Here is a 15257-nt window from a genome sequence, read left to right on the forward strand (position 1 = left end):
TCTCTTCACGCGCATCTCCCGCCGCCCTCAGGCCCAGTGGCCCGTGACCCAAACCCAGTTGGGACCGCGCGGCGCCCAGTGGCCCGGCACCCAGTGCAGGCCGACGCGCACGACTTCCCAGTGGCCGCGTTCCCACACGTATTGACCGTGCTCCCAACGCCAGTGGCCCTTCTCCCAGATATAGCCGTCACGCGGTACGGGCACGGCCTCGTAGCGAACCGGAGGCGGCGCATTCGGCGCGACCAGCACCACTTCCTCGGCGGACGCGGTAGCGATAGTCAGCGCGCCAACAGCCACGAGAGCCAGTTGAGCGATCAGTGAGCGAACGGGTGCTTTCATGTCGACCTCTTGGTTAGGGTTACGCCATTGCGGCGCTATCCCAATAGCGTTCGAGGTCACGGCCTGGCCGACACGCGCCGTGTTACGGCGCGGCCGAAAGTGCAACGGAATATTTTCGCTGCCGCGCGGCGGCTGAGCGCCGCGCCGAGAGAAGCGGATGCGGAAAAGGAATCGCAGCCCGACCGCGGCTGCGTCAACGCTCAGGCCTGCGGAATCTCGATCTTCACTTCGAGCACTTCGAGGTCGTCCTGGCGCTCGAGGCTCACGCGGATGTCATCATCCGAGATCTTCACGTACTTGGAGATGACGGCCACCAGCTCGCGCTGCAACGCCGGCAGATAATCTGCGGGCGGATGGCCGCCCGCGCGCTCGTGCGCGATGATCAGCTGCAGGCGTTCCTTCGCGATGGACGCGGATTTTTTCTTCTCGCCCAGCAAAAACGAAAGAATCGACATGACGTGCGGCCTCCCTTACTTGGTGCCGAAGAGGCGCTGCAACAGGCCCGGCTTCTGGTAATCGGTGAAGCGCAACTCTTTCTTTTCGCCGAGAAAGCGCCCGACGACATCCTTGTACGCTTCAGCGACATCGGTGCCGTCCAGGTGCACCGCGGGCAGACCCTGGTTCGACGCATGCAGCACCGCTTCCGATTCCGGCACCACGCCGATCAGGTCGATGCGCAGGATCTCCTGGATGTCCTGCAGCGAGAGCATCTCGCCTTCGCTCACGCGCTTCGGGTTGTAGCGGGTGATCAGCAGGTGCTCCTTGATCGGATCCTTGCCGTCGATCGCGCGCTTCGTCTTCGACGACAGGATGCCGAGAATGCGATCCGAATCGCGCACCGAAGACACTTCCGGATTCGTCACGATCAGCGCTTCGTCGGCGAAGTGCATCGCCAGCAGCGCGCCCGACTCGATGCCGGCCGGCGAATCGCAGACGATGAATTCGAAGTCCATCTTGATGAGGTCGTTGATGACCTTCTCGACGCCTTCGAGCGTGAGTGCGTCTTTATCGCGCGTTTGCGAGGCGGGCAGGATGAAGAGGTTCTCGCACTTCTTGTCCTTGATGAGCGCCTGGTTCAGGTTCGCTTCGCCCTGGATCACGTTGATCAGGTCGTACACCACGCGGCGCTCGCAGCCCATGATGAGATCGAGATTGCGCAGGCCGACGTCGAAGTCGATCACGGCCGTCTTGCTGCCGCGCAGCGCGAGGCCCGACGCGAAGCTCGCGCTCGTGGTCGTCTTGCCCACGCCGCCCTTGCCCGAAGTCACCACAATGATTTTTGCCATTTATCCTTACCCTGCTCTCGTCAATTAAGTTCGACGCGGCCCGGCGCGCAGCGCGCCTTACGTGAGCCGCAACGGTTCGATCATCAATTTCTCTTGTTCGAGCCGGATCTGCACCGATTTGCCGAGCACGTCGGCCGGCAGCGGGTTCTCGGTCGTTCGATAGATGCCTGCGATCGAGATCAGTTCCGGTTCGAGACACGTGCAGAAGATGCGCGCGTCGTGATTGCCGTGCACGCCGGCGAGCGCCCGCCCGCGCAGCGGCGCGTAGATATGGATGTTGCCTTCCGCGATCACTTCCGCGCCGTAGCTCACGAGGCCGAGCACGACGAGGTCGCCCTTCGCGTAGACCTGCTGGCCCGAGCGCAGCGGCTTGTCGATGACGAGCGTCTGGCTTGGAACGGCGGGACGCGCGATCGGCTCGGGCTCGCGAGCCGGGGCGGCGCCGGCGGCCTGAGGCGCTTCTTGCGCGGCGGATGCGGGGTTGTCGCCGGCATCGCCTGCGCCTTTCGAGGCGGGCGCGCGGCGGTCGCGCGCTTCGAGAAGCGGCAGGCCGGCATCGGCGGCCCATGCGTGCTGCGCGGCCTCGGCGACGATGCCGACCGGGCGCATGCGCACGCTGTCGAGAAGCTTGGCGATGTCGGCGAGCGGCACGCGCTCGTTTTCCGCGAGGCGGCGCACATCGATCGCGACGACATCGCCGGCGAAGAATTCGGGAGTCGCCTCGAAGCGCCGCGTGAGTTCGCCTGCGAGCGCGTCGAGATCGGTCGTCTTGACGACGAAGAGGAGCGTGTCGACCGAGCCGCTACGAAGTTCGAAGAATGGCGATTTTTTCAGCGACATGGCGTTCCGCAAAAAATTTTGCGTATTTTACAGGCGTCGCTGCGAGCCGAAACAATTTTTGGACAGGCCGTGCCGGACTGGCCGTGACGATTTACGCGAATCACCCTTGAAATGCAGCGTTTTCGCGCCTAACGCGGCGCACGAGCAGCGTTTGCGTCTGCTGCGGCGCTCGGGAAATGGGCGCATGCTCGCCGGTCGGCCCGAAACCGAGCCGCTCGTAAAAACGCATCGCGTTGCGGTTGGCGTCGGCGAGCCACGCGTAGACCTCGGGCGCGCCCTGCTCCGCCAGCCATGCGCTCGCGGAGTTCACGAGCATTTCGCCGCCGCGCAGGTGCCGCACCGCCGGCGCCACCCACAATTCGCAGACAAATGCATGGTGCTGCGGCGTCTCGTCGAAAAACGCGCAGATCAGGCCGGCGGGATGGCCTTCCGTGTAGAGGATGAACGTGGTGGAAACAGCGGACACCGCGTGCAGGGCGGCGGTTTCAGCAAACGTCGCCGCATCGGCGGACAAGACTTCGTCGAGCGTCTCGCCGAACGCGTAGGGCGCTTCGCGCAGGGAGGCGGTGCGCAGCTCGCGGTAGGTTTCGCCCTGATCGGCGGCGATGCGGCGGACAGTCAGTGATGAACTCATGCGGCGGGATTTCACTGGGAAAGGCTAACGCGTAGCTTCGACCGAAGCTGCGCGCGAGTCAAATCGTTATTTCCACGGGGCGTTGCCGGCGATTTCCATGCGTCCGATAGCCGGCGCTTCATGGCGCTTCGTACGCGCCCGTGCCGTCCGGCCAGGGCGTCAGCAGTTCGAAGCCGTCATCGGTGACGGCGACCATGTGCTCCCACTGCGCGGAGAGCGACCGATCCTTGGTGACAACGGTCCAGCCGTCGCGCAGCACGGCCGTGCCCGCGCGCCCGGCGTTGACCATCGGCTCGATGGTGAACACCATGCCCGGCTTGAGCTTCATCCCCTGCCCTGGCTGCCCGTAGTGCAGCACCTGCGGGTCCTCGTGATAGACCTTGCCGATGCCGTGCCCGCAGTAGTCGCGCACGACCGAAAAGCCCTCGCGCTGCGCGACGCGCTGAATCGCATGGCCGACGTCGCCGAGCGTCGCGCCCGGGCGCACCTGCCGGATGCCCGCGAGCATCGCTTCGTAGGTCGTATCGACGAGATGCCGCGCGACCGGGCTCGGCTCGCCGACGAAGTACATGCGGCTCGTGTCGCCGAAGTAGCCGTCCTTGATGACGGCGACGTCGATGTTGACGATGTCGCCGTCGCGCAGGATGTCGCTGCGGTTCGGAATGCCGTGGCACACGACGTGATTCACCGACGCGCACACCGTCTTCGGAAAGCCCAGGTAGCCGACGTTCGCCGGAATCGCCTTGAGCGTGTTGACGATGTAGTCGTTGCAGATCGCGTCGAGCTCCTCGGTGCTCACGCCGGCGCGCACGTGCTCGCCGAGCATCGCGAGCACATCGGCGGCGAGGCGCCCGGAGATGCGCAGCTTTTCGATGTCGGCAGGGGTCTTGTAGGTGATGGTCATGGGGTCGTTTTCTGTGATGCAGGCAGCATGTCCTGTCGGCGCGAACCGGCATGCGCACCCGGCATTGTACAGACGCGGCCGTCGGCCCCGGATTCAGTCGGCGGCAGCGTGCGCCGGAGCGCCGTCCGCAGGCTTGGCGGCCGGGCGGATCAGCAGCAGGAGCAGGATCACGAACAGCGTCGCGATGAGCATCAGCTTGAAGTCGTTCAGGTAGGCGATCATCTGCGCCTGCTGCGTGATCGCCTGGTCGACGAGCGGCTGCACTGCCGGATCGAAGACCTTGATGTTGGCGGCAGGAGCGCGCGTCGCGCACATCACCGCGCCGATCACGAAGATGAAGAACGTGTTCAGGCCGGACGTCGCGTGTGCACGGCGAGGAATGCAAAGCTGATGGTAGCCAGGAGCGCTTCGGTGACGATCTCGAGCGAGCCGAACCAGTCGAGCTGCTCGCCGCGGTCGAGCAGCGCCTGCAGCGCGCCGATCGGCACGTTGATGAAGAACACCCAGCGCCGGTTGTAGCTGTCGGTGAGCCAGCCGCGCAGGGTCGACCGAGAATCGGCCCGACCATCACGCCCATCCCCCACACGGCCATCGCCTGCCCCTGGCGCTCGCGCGGATCGATGTCGAGCAGGATCGACTGCGAGAGCGGCGCGACGACGCTGGCGAGCGCCAGTTCTGCGGACATCGTCGAGGGTTCTCGGGCAAATGATAAGCATGCTTATTGTAGAGACAGGAGCGGGCCGAGCAATCAGGCCTTTTCCCCGCCCTTTTCCTATTTGCGCCCGCTTCGGGACAACGATCGGCATCCCTTTTCGTTCGTATAATCAACGGATGCCCATCGAACTCGAAAAACGCTTCGGCTTCTTGATCTCCGACGTCGGCCGCCTGTGCGGCAAGCGTTTCGACGATCTCGCAAAATCGTCCGTGGAACTCACGCGCGCGCAATGCCGCGCGCTCGCCTATCTCTCGCGCTTCGGCAACGTGAACCAGGCGCGGCTCGCCGACCTGCTCGAAGTCGCGCCGATCTCCGCTGGCCGCCTGCTCGACCGGATGGAGGAAGGCGGCTGGGTCGAGCGCCCAGCCAATCCGAACGACCGCCGCGAGCGGCAAGTGCTGCTCACCGAAAAAGCGGAAAAAACGCTGGATACCGCGCGCCGCGTCGGCGACGAAATCGCAGCCGAGGCACTCGCGGGGTTCAGCGCGGAGGAAATCGAGCAGTTGATCTCGATGCTGCGCCGCGTGCGGACGAATCTCAGTTCAATCGTCGATCAATAGCGCAGGCCTGGGAATGAGCCAACACACGATTTCGTCCGTTGCCCATCTGATCGCGGAGCCCGTGCGCGCCGTAATGCTGATCACGCTCTCGGATGGCGGCGCTCTGCCCGCCGGCGCGCTCGCCGACGCCGCCGGCGTCACGCCGCAGACCGCGAGTTCCCATCTCGCGAAACTGCTGACGGGCGGCCTCGTGACCGTCGAAACCAAAGGGCGGCATCGCTATTACCGGCTGGCCGGCCCGCACGTGGCGCTCGCGCTCGAAAGCCTCGCCTCGGTCGGACCGGTCACGCCCGCATGGCGCAGCCCTCCGACTCGCGCCGCCAAGGAGTTGCGCTTTGCGCGCTGCTGCTACGACCACCTTGCGGGACAGATCGGCGTCGCCGTCACGCGCGGCATGCTTGCGCGCGGGTTTCTCGTCGAAGCGGGCGAGCGGGACTATGGGGTGACGCCTTCGGGCATCGACTGGCTGCGCTCGCTCGGGCTCGATGTCGACGAACTTCAACTCGACGAACCGGGCTTGGTCCGGCAGTGTCTCGACTGGACCGAGCGCCAACGCCATGTCGCGGGGCCGTTCGGCGCCCGACTGTTGAATGCGTTCTTCGCGTGGGATTGGATGCGGCGGGTGCCGGGAAGGCGGTCTGTCCTCATCACGCCGCTCGGGTGGGCGGCGCTCAAGCAGCACTTCGGTATTGAGCGGGAAGGCCGACCGGCGCAGCCGAACATCGGCGAGCCGATGGCTTCATCGCGGCTTTGACGAAGCGCTCACGCGTTTGGGGCTCGGCTGCGCATCCGCCACCATCGCCACCGCCATCTTGCCGACCGCCTGAGCGATGCGTTCCGACAGCGCCGGATCGGGCACCGCACGCGCCAACGTGACCCCGCCCGACAGCATCGCAAGCAGCGCTATCGCCTGCTCCTCCCGCTCCTTGGCCGAGCCGCCCGGCAAGCCGGCCGAGACCTCCTCGATGAGCCCGCGCAGCTTCGTCTCGTAGGCAGCGCGCGTTTCGTCGTCAGCCCGCTCCATCTCGGGCGAGAAGCTCGGCAGCGCGCAGGCCTCGCCGATGTCGCAGGTGCGCTTGGGCCCGAGATAAAAGTCGACGAAGGTTTTGAGCCAGTGCGCGCCGTTTCCGGCTTTCACCTCGGCGATCGCGAGCCGCAACTGCTCGAGCCCGGCAAGGACGACAGTGCGGAACGCTTCGCGCTTCGACTTGAAGTGACCGTAAAACGCGCCATTGGTGACGCCCGCCGCCTTGGTCAGGCCGTCGATGCCCGAGCCTCCATAGCCCTCCCGGCGGAAAAGCTGGCCGGCCGCATCGAGGATGCGCTTGCGGGTTTCGGTCTTGTGTTCGGTGGTGTAACGCATCGGCCACTCACTTTGAGAGCAATCGCTCTTTTTTCTTGAAAAGAGAGCGATCAGTATCTATACATAGAGAGCAGTTGATATTTATATCACCCCTTGTCGTTGTTCACACCCGAGGAATCAACATGCCGATTACGCTGACCGTTCCCGAAGGGCTGCTTTCGCCGGAAGCCGAAGCCCGCACATTCTCCGAACTGACCCGCGCGCTTTTGAAGATCAACGGGCTCGACGGCAACTCGTTCATGGAGCCCAATGTGGTCGGGACACTGAACGTCTTGCCGAAGGGACACGTTTTCTCAGGAGGCAAGCCCGCCGCAGCCGCCTTTGTCGAACTCAAATTGCCGACGATCGCGCTTGCGACGCCGGAAGCGAAGCACGCTTTCACCGAAGCGGCGACCACGATACTCGAACGAGCGGCAGAAGGCCGGCTTAGCCGGGACCGCATCTGGACCAATGTCGTCTATGCCGATGACGGCTCATGGGGTATAGGCGGCCGCGCTTATAGCAATTCGGAACTCGTCGATGCGATTCAACACGCTGCTCGATAAACGGCGTGCTTGTGTAGCGAGCCGATTCATCGGTTTGTCGGCTGCAAAGCAAAAACCCCGCAAGTCGTTGACTTGCGGGGTTTTTGCGAATTCTGGCGGAGAGGGTGGAATTCGAACCATTGACGCGTGCGCGTCGTGGCTAGGAACGAGCGCCAAAAAGGTCGAGAGTGTAAGGGTCACGGCGGCTGCCACCCCAGCCGCCCTGAGTTTTCCCAGGGCGCGCGCCCATACGTGATCGTCGTCGCCTTCGAGCTGTGCCTCGACCTCCGCCACAGTCTCGAAGACCGGGAGTGATGCCATTTCCGCGAGCCGCGCGATTTGCGTTGCACTCGGTTTCGTTCGGCCCTTGCGCCAGTGCGACAAGTTGGACTGGTCAGTCCCGAGCCTTGTCGCGACGTTGCCGAGCGACCCTTGCGCGCGCTTTGCCGCGTCCAGAAGTTCGCTAATCGTCATATGTTCCCCTTGACTTTTTGAGTAAAACTCAAAAGAATCGCCCCTAACGAAATTTGAGGAAATCTCAACTTCTTGAGGTTTCGTCAGGACCGAAGTCTAACAGCATCACCTCGGGGAGCGAAAGCCGCATGCGGATGCCGGAACTGCTATTCCTGCTTGTCACATCTTGCTTGGCCGCGAACGCGGCGTTCTCTGCTTCACACCTCTCCATCGATTTGTCGTTACGCGTAACGGGAAGTCCTGTCCTACTGGCGAGCGCCGAATGAGCCGCCGTCGCCCCACTGTCACCCCGAAAGCCGGATGGAGCTTGGGCGGCTCAGAGCCGGGCGCGGTGCGCCCGCGAGGCCTTGGCCCGCAGCGCGACGCGCCGGGCGGCGCAGCCGCCCTCCCCGGGTCCGGTAATACCCGGGGAAAGTCTGGCGACAACGCCAAAGCGATCGTTGACTACCTGAAGTTCACGTTTCTGCCGGATGGCGGCGTTCCCGAGGGCCTGGAGCAGGTTCGCCGCTATCTGAAGCTGTGGGCGGACATGCCGCTGAACATGGTGCCCGCAGACAAGTGCTTGCGCGGCTGGGGCGACAGCATGGACGTCATGACGTTTCTCGACGGCGAGTGGATCCGGGCGGGCATCGTGGCGTGGGGCGGCTACAACGGTCGCGAAGGCCGGATGGTGGTGGACTTCACGGGTCGGGGCTGCGCGGTCGTGACGGACTGGCAGGCTGTGTTTGCGACGCTGCAGGATCTCGACGCCAAGGTGACGCGCTGCGACCTGGCGGTTGACTTCCTGGAGGGCGAGGTTGCGATCGCCGATATCGAGCAGATGTACGACGCAGGCGAGTTTCACTGCGGTGGCCGCGTTCCGGACTATCGCAAGATCGAGAGCGGGCGGGCGGGTGCGCGTGGCTGTAAGGGCACGACGTTCGAAATCGGGCAGCGTGCGAACGGCAAGATGCTGCGGGCCTACGAGAAGGGTCGGCAGAAGGGCCAACAGGATAGCGAGTGGGTGCGCCTTGAGGCGGAGTTCGGCAGCAAGGACCGGACGATTCCGCACGAGATTGTGATGAAGCGCGACGAGTATTTCGTGGGCGCGTTTAAGGCGCTTGAGCGGTTCATCGACGTGGCGGCGTTACGGTGCCGCACAGACCAGGTGGAGCGCGAGATTGACCTTGATCGTACGATGCGCGCAGCGCGTGACCAGTACGGCAAGTTCGCGCATCAATGGTTGAAAAAGAACGATGACGATTATGCCGCGTTCGTGGTCGCGCTACGCGTTGAAGGCGTACCGGCCAAGATGCAAAAGTCTGCGTTGGCAGCGCACGTGCATGGCGCGCACGAACCTGCGCCGGACCTGAGAGAGTAACGAAAATGGAAATGTTGGCCCGAGTAACGATTCGTGGTGCAAAGTACTTTGTCGGCAACATCGACGGCAAGGACATGGACAGCGCGGCGATCTTCGTGGACGTGGATCTGCGCGGTGAGACGGCGAGCGGCGTGTGTACCAACGAAGTCAAGGTTGAGAAATCGGAGATCGTCAAGAGCATCTTGCATACGCCGATGCCGTTCGTGGCCGAGGTGACGATGATCCAGACGACCAACGGTAAGTCGGGTGGCGATCGCAGCCTCGTAACGAGCATCAAGCCGATAGCGCTGGAGTCGAAGAGCGCAAAGGGGGCGTGATGCTACAGGTCGTCGTAGGCGGCTATATCGCGGGCACGGCGCGCTCGGTCGAGAAGGCCGAGGACGTGGTGATCGAGTACATGGAGTGGGTCAACGCGTCGGGCAAGTTCGATGTGGGCATCACGGTCGACGGCTACGTGGTCGTACCGTATGTCTTCAAGCAGAGCGGACGTGTGGTGTACGAAGGCGAGGCGCGGCTTGAGGTGACAAGTCCCGCTTGTCCGCTCGGTGTTAGTTCGTCAAACTAATTTTCGTTACGGGGGTGTGCGATGGCAAAGGTTGTCAGTGCGCGTTCGCAGTTCGAGGAGGTGTCGAGCCTGCTTTGCGCGTTGAAATACATGGCGTCGGCTGCTGCGGCGGGATCGGTGCATTCGGGCTCGAACGAGGGTCGAGCGGTGAACGAGTTCAGCTACGGCGTATTTGGCTGGTGCGAGGTCATCGAAGAGCGTATGGAGCGGCTTTGGGCGCTGCTGCCGGATGGTGGAGCGCCATCTAGTACGGTATCCGAAATTTCGCATGCGAAAACCGACGACGTGCCGCACGGGGAGCTTGCTGCTGCGTAGTTTCCGTTACACGTGACGACAGGATAATCAGGGAGTTTGGCCGGTTTATGACCGGCCTTTTTTATGCGTATTGGATGCTGCGATTCGTCGTGTTAGCGTTTCAGCTCTAGACCAATTCGACGGGGGATTTGAATGGCAACATGGTGCGTTGGTACGACCGAGGACGTTGTTCGGTTTTACGTGTTTGATCGCCGTGGCACGGCTGATAAGCCGTATGAGTTGATTAATGCACTCGATCTGAGCAAGGTGTCGTGCTATGGCGACAAGGCGTCGGCCAAGTACGCAGCGATTGACGCTGGGCTGAAGACTTGGCGTTACGTGAGTTTTTAGCGTTTCGCGAAATAGAGGGGAGGCTATGTCAACGTCTGCAGCAATATTCTCTTTTATTGGCGCTGTTTTCGGCGCTTTCCTTCAATATTATTTCAATCGCCATTTGGATCGCCAAAAGCACCATCGCGAGTTGAGAACTGTCGCATATACCGACTACTTAAAGTGCGTTTCTGAGAATGCAAACCTAAGGAGGCCTCGCGATTCCGAAGAAGGGCGAGATATCGCTTCTAGGACAGCGGACGCGAAGTGCCGTATCTGTTTGTATGGGTCGGCAGCGGCTATTGAAGCGTTCGCCCGCTTCGAACAACTGGGCGCGACGCTAAACACACCGGAACGGTGGGACGCGTTCACTCGCATGGTGTCGATTATGCGCGGCGACTCAACGCGCGGCGGGTCCGTTGGGCATGCTGAGCTCCGAGCTGTCCTGCTCGGATATGAGCCGGACGCAACATGAACAGGGGGCATCGAGCTGGTGATGCGATCGGAATCCGTCAAGTCGCCGCGTAGCGGCCCCGAAGGGCTTGGACTTGACGAGCGATGTAAAGATACGCTTGGCACTGGGGAAGGGGCTGGCCTCACCTGCCCCTTCCCCATGCCGAACGCGGGGCGTCAGTCGATCAGCCGCGGCTGCGAGACCTGATCGGCCCGGTAGACGGCGCGCTTGATACTCGAGAGGTGACAGCCGTACTGATGGGCCAGCGCCGTGAGCGTATAGCGGCCTGTGCGCCATTGGGCGACCGCTTGGCGCTCCTGCACCGGATCGAGACTGCGGGGTCTGCCAAGACGTACTCCACGCTTCTTAGCGGCCTGCATGCCGCTCCTGGTCCGCTCGCGGATCATCTCCCGCTCGAACTCGGCGAACGCACCTAGCATCTGGAGCATGAGGCGGCCGGCTGGCGTGTTGGTGTCGATGTGTTCGGTGAGGCTATGGAAGTCGGCGCCACGGTCTTGCAGGCGGTCGATGATACTCAGGAGGTGCTTGAGAGATCGCGCGATGCGGTCGAGCTTGTAGACGACTAGAGTGTCGCCGCGCTTGAGATTTCGGAGGAGTTTGTCAAGAACCGGTCGGCGCATGGAAGCGCCAGACCGTTTCTCTTCGTGAATCAACTCGACGCCTGCTGCTGTAAGTGCGTCGAGCTGCGCGCGTGTTTCTTGCTCTTGAGTGGATACTCGGGCGTAACCTATTCTCATTTTTTCTCGTGTGGTGGTGGAACCCACACGAGATTAAGCAAAAACAGAAAAGCGCTTTTTTCTTGGCGGAGAGGGTGGGATTCGAACCCACGGTACGGGGAAACCGTACGCCTGATTTCGAGTCAGGTACATTCGACCACTCTGCCACCTCTCCGGTTTTGCTGCTTTGCCAAGCTGGTCGCTGCTTGGCAAAGCGAAGATTATAGAACAGCTGAAATCAGATTCCAAGCCCTTTTTGCGCGAGACGCATAAAAGGCCGAGAACGCGACGTGTGCGATATCAAGCCGACATCGCATCGAGCCGCGCAACGCCGCCGAGATACGGACGAAGCACCGCCGGCACCGTCACCGAGCCATCGGCGTTCTGGAAGTTCTCGAGCACCGCGACCAGCGTGCGCCCCACCGCGAGGCCCGAGCCGTTCAGCGTGTGCACGAGCTCCGGCTTGCCCTGCGCGTTGCGATAGCGCGCCTGCATCCGACGCGCCTGGAACGCCTCGGTGTTCGAGCAGCTCGAGATCTCGCGGTAGGTGTTCTGCGCCGGCAGCCACACTTCGAGGTCGTAGGTCTTCGCCGCCGAAAAGCCCATGTCGCCCGTGCACAGCGTGATCACGCGATACGGCAGCTCGAGCTTCTGCAGGATCGTCTCCGCATGCAGGACCATCTGCTCGAGCGCATCGTACGAAGCCTCAGGCGCGACGATCTGCACCATCTCGACCTTGTCGAATTGATGCTGGCGAATCATGCCGCGCGTATCGCGGCCGTACGAGCCCGCCTCCGAGCGGAAACACGGCGAATGCGCGGTCAGCTTGATCGGCAGCGCACTGCCTTCGACGATGCTGTCGCGCACCGTATTCGTCAGCGAAATCTCAGAGGTCGAGATCAGGTATTGCGTCACGAGGTTTTCGCCGCCGCCCTTCTCGACGCGGAACATGTCCTCCGCGAACTTCGGCAGCTGGCCCGTGCCGTAGAGGATCTCGGGATTGACGATGTAGGGCGTATAGATTTCCGTATAGCCGTGCTGCAGCGTATGCGTGTCGATCATGAACTGCGCAAGCGCGCGATGCAGGCGCGCAATCTGTCCGCGCAGCATCGTGAAGCGCGCGCCCGCCAGCTTCGCGCCGGTCTCGAAGTCGAGCCCGAGCGGCGTGCCGACGTCGACGTGGTCCTTCACCTCGAAATCGAACTGGCGCGGCGTGCCCCAGCGGCGCACTTCCACGTTGGCGGTTTCGTCGTTGCCGAGCGGCACGCTTTCGTGCGGAAGGTTCGGCATGCCGAGCATCAGGTCCGACAGACGCTTCTGCACGTCTTCGAGCTGCACCGCGGACGCCTTCATCTCGTCGCCGATGCCGCTCACTTCCGCCATCACCGCCGAGGTGTCCTCGCCACGCCCCTTCATCGCGCCGATCTGCTTCGACAGGCTGTTACGGCGCGACTGCAAATCTTCGGTGCGGGTCTGGATGGCGCGGCGCTCCGCTTCGAGCGCGGAGAACGCGGCAACGTCGAGGGTGTAACCGCGGTCGGCGAGGCGCTTGGCGACGCCGTCGAGGTCTTTGCGCAGCAACTGGATGTCGAGCATGGGAGGGAACGGTCTTCGTTGTATGAAGGTGGGATTTTAGCGCACCGGCGCGGGGCTATTCGGACTCCCTGGCCTTCTTGTCGAGATCCCTCAGCCATGCGAGCTTTTCTGCGATCTTGGTTTCGAGTCCTCTTGGCACCGGCTGATACCACCCCGGCTCGCGCATGCCTTCGGGCAGATAGGTTTCGCCTGCTGCGTATGCGTTCGGCTCGTCGTGCGCGTAGCGGTACTCGCGCCCATAGCCGAGCTCCTTCATCAGGCGCGTCGGCGCGTTGCGCAAATGCACGGGCACTTCGCGCGACTTGTCCTGCTTCACGAACGCCATCGCCTGGTTGAAGGCCATATACCCCGCGTTACTCTTCGCGGCGCACGCCAGATAGATCACAGCCTGGCCGAGCGCCAACTCTCCCTCCGGCGCGCCGAGGCGCTCGAAAGTCGCCGCGGCGTCGTTCGCGATCTGCATCGCTCGCGGATCGGCAAGACCGATGTCCTCCCACGCCATCCTGACGATGCGGCGCGACAGGTACTTCGGATCGGCGCCACCGTCGATCATGCGGCAGAACCAGTAAAGCGCCGCATCGGGATGCGAGCCGCGCACCGACTTGTGCAGCGCCGAGATCTGATCGTAGAAATTCTCGCCGCCCTTGTCGAAGCGCCGCGCGTTCAACGTCATCGCATTCGTCACGAAGTCCGCATCGATATGCATGTTCTTCGACGAGATCGCCGCGGTCTGCGCCTGCTCGAGCAGGTTCAGGAAGCGCCGCGCATCCCCGTCGGCATAGCCGATCAGCGTATCGACGGCGCGCTCGTCGAACACGAGGTCGCCGAGCGCGACTTCCTGCGCACGTCGCAGCAGTTGCCGCATCTCATCGTCGGACAGCGACTTGAGCACATAGACCTGCGCGCGCGACAACAACGCCGAGTTCACCTCGAAGCTCGGGTTCTCGGTCGTCGCGCCGATGAACGTCACGAGACCCGACTCGACGAACGGCAGCAACGCATCCTGCTGTCCTTTGTTGAAGCGATGAATCTCGTCGACGAAGAGAATCGTGTGCTTGCCGCGCGTGTTCAGGTTCTGCTGCGCGCGGTCCATGGACTCGCGGATATCCTTGACGCCACCGAGCACCGCCGACAACGCGATGAACTCACAATCGAATGCGATCGCGGTCAGGCGCGCGAGCGTCGTCTTGCCGACGCCCGGCGGCCCCCACAGGATCATCGAATGCGGCTTGCCCGACGCGAACGCGAGCTGCAGCGGCTTGCCCTCGCCGAGCAAGTGGGTCTGGCCGATGACCTCGTCGAGCGTCTTCGGCCGCAGCGCCTCGGCCAACGGCCGGCGCGGCTCGACTTGGAAAAGATCAGACATGAACCCCGCCCTCCCTCAGGCACATTTCAGGCGCATCAAAAACACGGCCTTGGCGCTATAAGCCAGCGCCAAGGCCGCGCATGAGACGTTCAACCATTCAACACATCCGCGCCCTTGGGTACGACGAATTTGAACGTATCGGCCTTCAGCGGCGGGTTCTTCTGGATGTTCGAGAACGTGAGCAACGTCACGTTGCCGAACACGTCGTGCAGCTCCATCGCTTCGAGGTTGCCGTCGCGAAAGCCGATGCCGACGCGCTGGAACTGCGTGTCCTTGGACTTCGGCGTGAGCTCGAGCCAGTCGATGCCGTCCTTCACGCCCGCATCCTTCAGCGTGAAGTTCTTGTCGAGATCGTTGCTGCCGAACAGGATCGCGGCCGGGCTCGCGCCGAGCGCGCCGCCGAGCTTGCGCACGGTGACCTGGTTCAGGTCCTTGTCGTAGACGTAAAGGTTGTCGCCGTCTGCCTGCAGCACCTGCTCATAAGGCTTCTCGTACGACCAGATGAACTTGCCGGGACGCGCGAACAGGAACGTGCCGCTCGACGTGCTGGTGATGGTCGGCGTCGCCATGCCGCCGTTCGCGTCCTGCTGAGCCTTGCTCGGCGCCTTCACCTGCTTCTGCACGAAGTCGCCGCGCGCGGCCTTCACTTGCGAGACGAACGCCTTCAGTTGCTCGATGCCGCTCGCGAATGCCTGCGGCGCGGCGAACATCGAGGCGCCGATCACGGCGATGCTCGCGAGCCGCGCGACCGAGCGCAGCAGCGGGCGGCGCGTGCTGTTCGGCGAGGAATGGGAAGAACGGGCTTGGTGCCCGAAGCATTGCAGCATGTTTTAGTTCTCCGTAGGTATGGCGAGATGTGGCGCGGACCGGCATCAGGCTGCGGCAACGCGTGCAACGCACCGCGGCGTTGCGGGCT

The 15257-nt window shown here is 63.0% G+C and carries 19 protein-coding genes, 1 tRNA gene and 1 pseudogene; 7 read left to right on the forward strand and 14 right to left on the reverse strand.

Annotated features, from left to right (window positions below):
• Positions 1-27: 27 nt before the first annotated feature.
• The 8 genes and pseudogenes from FAZ69_RS03940 to FAZ69_RS34520 form a co-directional block, all read right to left on the reverse strand.
• Positions 28-339, reverse strand: coding sequence for a YXWGXW repeat-containing protein (locus FAZ69_RS03940; protein WP_136892644.1), 312 nt, complete (start codon positions 337-339; stop codon positions 28-30).
• A 200-nt stretch (positions 340-539) separates the two neighbouring features.
• The gene (gene minE, locus FAZ69_RS03945) at positions 540-794 is read right to left on the reverse strand and encodes a cell division topological specificity factor MinE (RefSeq protein ID WP_074763347.1); all 255 of its coding nucleotides are present in this window, start codon (positions 792-794) and stop codon (positions 540-542) included.
• 15 nt (positions 795-809) lie between these two features.
• Positions 810-1625 carry a septum site-determining protein MinD gene (gene minD / locus FAZ69_RS03950; protein WP_136892645.1) on the reverse strand — a complete coding sequence of 272 codons (816 nt, stop codon included), beginning with the start codon at positions 1623-1625 and terminating at the stop codon, positions 810-812.
• Between the two features lie 57 nt (positions 1626-1682).
• A complete protein-coding gene (gene minC / locus FAZ69_RS03955) occupies positions 1683-2465 on the reverse strand; it encodes a septum site-determining protein MinC (RefSeq protein ID WP_136892646.1) in 783 nt (260 codons plus the stop codon).
• A gap of 100 nt (positions 2466-2565) precedes the next feature.
• Entirely contained in the window at positions 2566-3099 is a 534-nt protein-coding gene (locus FAZ69_RS03960) for a GNAT family N-acetyltransferase (protein ID WP_136892647.1), read from the reverse strand.
• Positions 3100-3217: 118 nt separating this feature from the next.
• On the reverse strand, positions 3218-4003 hold the full coding sequence (gene map / locus FAZ69_RS03965) for a type I methionyl aminopeptidase (RefSeq protein ID WP_136892648.1): 786 nt from the start codon (positions 4001-4003) through the stop codon (positions 3218-3220).
• Between the two features lie 93 nt (positions 4004-4096).
• Positions 4097-4318 carry a hypothetical protein gene (locus FAZ69_RS34515; RefSeq protein WP_439654748.1) on the reverse strand — a complete coding sequence of 74 codons (222 nt, stop codon included), beginning with the start codon at positions 4316-4318 and terminating at the stop codon, positions 4097-4099.
• A pseudogene (locus tag FAZ69_RS34520) lies at positions 4301-4658 on the reverse strand (MFS transporter); the annotation flags it as partial. The pseudogene FAZ69_RS34520 and the gene FAZ69_RS34515, both read right to left, overlap by 18 nt.
• Before the next feature lie 176 nt (positions 4659-4834).
• Here FAZ69_RS34520 and FAZ69_RS03975 point away from each other — a divergent pair.
• Together FAZ69_RS03975 and FAZ69_RS03980 are read left to right on the forward strand one after the other, a co-directional pair.
• Positions 4835-5278 (forward strand): MarR family winged helix-turn-helix transcriptional regulator, encoded by a 444-nt coding sequence (locus FAZ69_RS03975; RefSeq protein ID WP_136892649.1) that lies wholly within the window; start codon positions 4835-4837, stop codon positions 5276-5278.
• A 13-nt stretch (positions 5279-5291) separates the two neighbouring features.
• Positions 5292-6032: an ArsR/SmtB family transcription factor gene (locus FAZ69_RS03980; RefSeq protein ID WP_136892650.1), complete on the forward strand. Its 741-nt coding sequence runs from the start codon at positions 5292-5294 to the stop codon at positions 6030-6032.
• On the opposite strand, the gene FAZ69_RS03985 is transcribed toward FAZ69_RS03980, so the two are convergent.
• On the reverse strand, positions 6018-6641 hold the full coding sequence (locus FAZ69_RS03985; RefSeq protein ID WP_136892651.1) for a TetR/AcrR family transcriptional regulator: 624 nt from the start codon (positions 6639-6641) through the stop codon (positions 6018-6020). The two genes, FAZ69_RS03980 and FAZ69_RS03985, sit on opposite strands and share 15 nt — an antisense overlap.
• Before the next feature lie 122 nt (positions 6642-6763).
• On the opposite strand from FAZ69_RS03985, the gene FAZ69_RS03990 reads away from it, so the two are divergent.
• The 5 genes from FAZ69_RS03990 (at position 6764) to FAZ69_RS04010 (ending at position 9879) form a co-directional block, all read left to right on the forward strand.
• Positions 6764-7186 (forward strand): tautomerase family protein, encoded by a 423-nt coding sequence (locus tag FAZ69_RS03990; RefSeq protein ID WP_136892652.1) that lies wholly within the window; start codon positions 6764-6766, stop codon positions 7184-7186.
• Positions 7187-7901: 715 nt separating this feature from the next.
• Positions 7902-8999 (forward strand): replication initiation factor domain-containing protein, encoded by a 1098-nt coding sequence (locus FAZ69_RS03995; RefSeq protein ID WP_136892653.1) that lies wholly within the window; start codon positions 7902-7904, stop codon positions 8997-8999.
• Between the two features lie 11 nt (positions 9000-9010).
• The gene (locus tag FAZ69_RS04000) at positions 9011-9316 is read left to right on the forward strand and encodes a hypothetical protein (RefSeq protein ID WP_240702103.1); all 306 of its coding nucleotides are present in this window, start codon (positions 9011-9013) and stop codon (positions 9314-9316) included.
• On the forward strand, positions 9316-9564 hold the full coding sequence (locus FAZ69_RS04005) for a hypothetical protein (protein ID WP_136892655.1): 249 nt from the start codon (positions 9316-9318) through the stop codon (positions 9562-9564). Before FAZ69_RS04000 ends, FAZ69_RS04005 begins: the two co-directional genes overlap by 1 nt.
• 21 nt (positions 9565-9585) lie before the next feature.
• Positions 9586-9879 (forward strand): hypothetical protein, encoded by a 294-nt coding sequence (locus FAZ69_RS04010; protein WP_136892656.1) that lies wholly within the window; start codon positions 9586-9588, stop codon positions 9877-9879.
• Positions 9880-10818: 939 nt separating this feature from the next.
• Here FAZ69_RS04010 and FAZ69_RS04015 read toward each other — a convergent pair.
• The 5 genes from FAZ69_RS04015 to lolA all read right to left on the reverse strand — a co-directional run bounded on the left by FAZ69_RS04015 (position 10819) and on the right by lolA (position 15165).
• A complete protein-coding gene (locus FAZ69_RS04015; RefSeq protein WP_136892657.1) occupies positions 10819-11400 on the reverse strand; it encodes a recombinase family protein in 582 nt (193 codons plus the stop codon).
• A gap of 63 nt (positions 11401-11463) precedes the next feature.
• Positions 11464-11554 (reverse strand) — tRNA-Ser (locus FAZ69_RS04020).
• Between the two features lie 125 nt (positions 11555-11679).
• The gene (gene serS, locus FAZ69_RS04025) at positions 11680-12975 is read right to left on the reverse strand and encodes a serine--tRNA ligase (RefSeq protein ID WP_136892658.1); all 1296 of its coding nucleotides are present in this window, start codon (positions 12973-12975) and stop codon (positions 11680-11682) included.
• Between the two features lie 55 nt (positions 12976-13030).
• Positions 13031-14341, reverse strand: a complete 1311-nt coding sequence (locus FAZ69_RS04030; protein WP_136892659.1) for a replication-associated recombination protein A — start codon at positions 14339-14341, stop codon at positions 13031-13033.
• 89 nt (positions 14342-14430) lie between these two features.
• The gene (gene lolA, locus FAZ69_RS04035; RefSeq protein WP_439654747.1) at positions 14431-15165 is read right to left on the reverse strand and encodes an outer membrane lipoprotein chaperone LolA; all 735 of its coding nucleotides are present in this window, start codon (positions 15163-15165) and stop codon (positions 14431-14433) included.
• Positions 15166-15257: the final 92 nt, after the last annotated feature.

Source organism: Trinickia terrae (assembly GCF_005144415.1).
Lineage (GTDB): Bacteria > Pseudomonadota > Gammaproteobacteria > Burkholderiales > Burkholderiaceae > Trinickia_A > Trinickia_A terrae.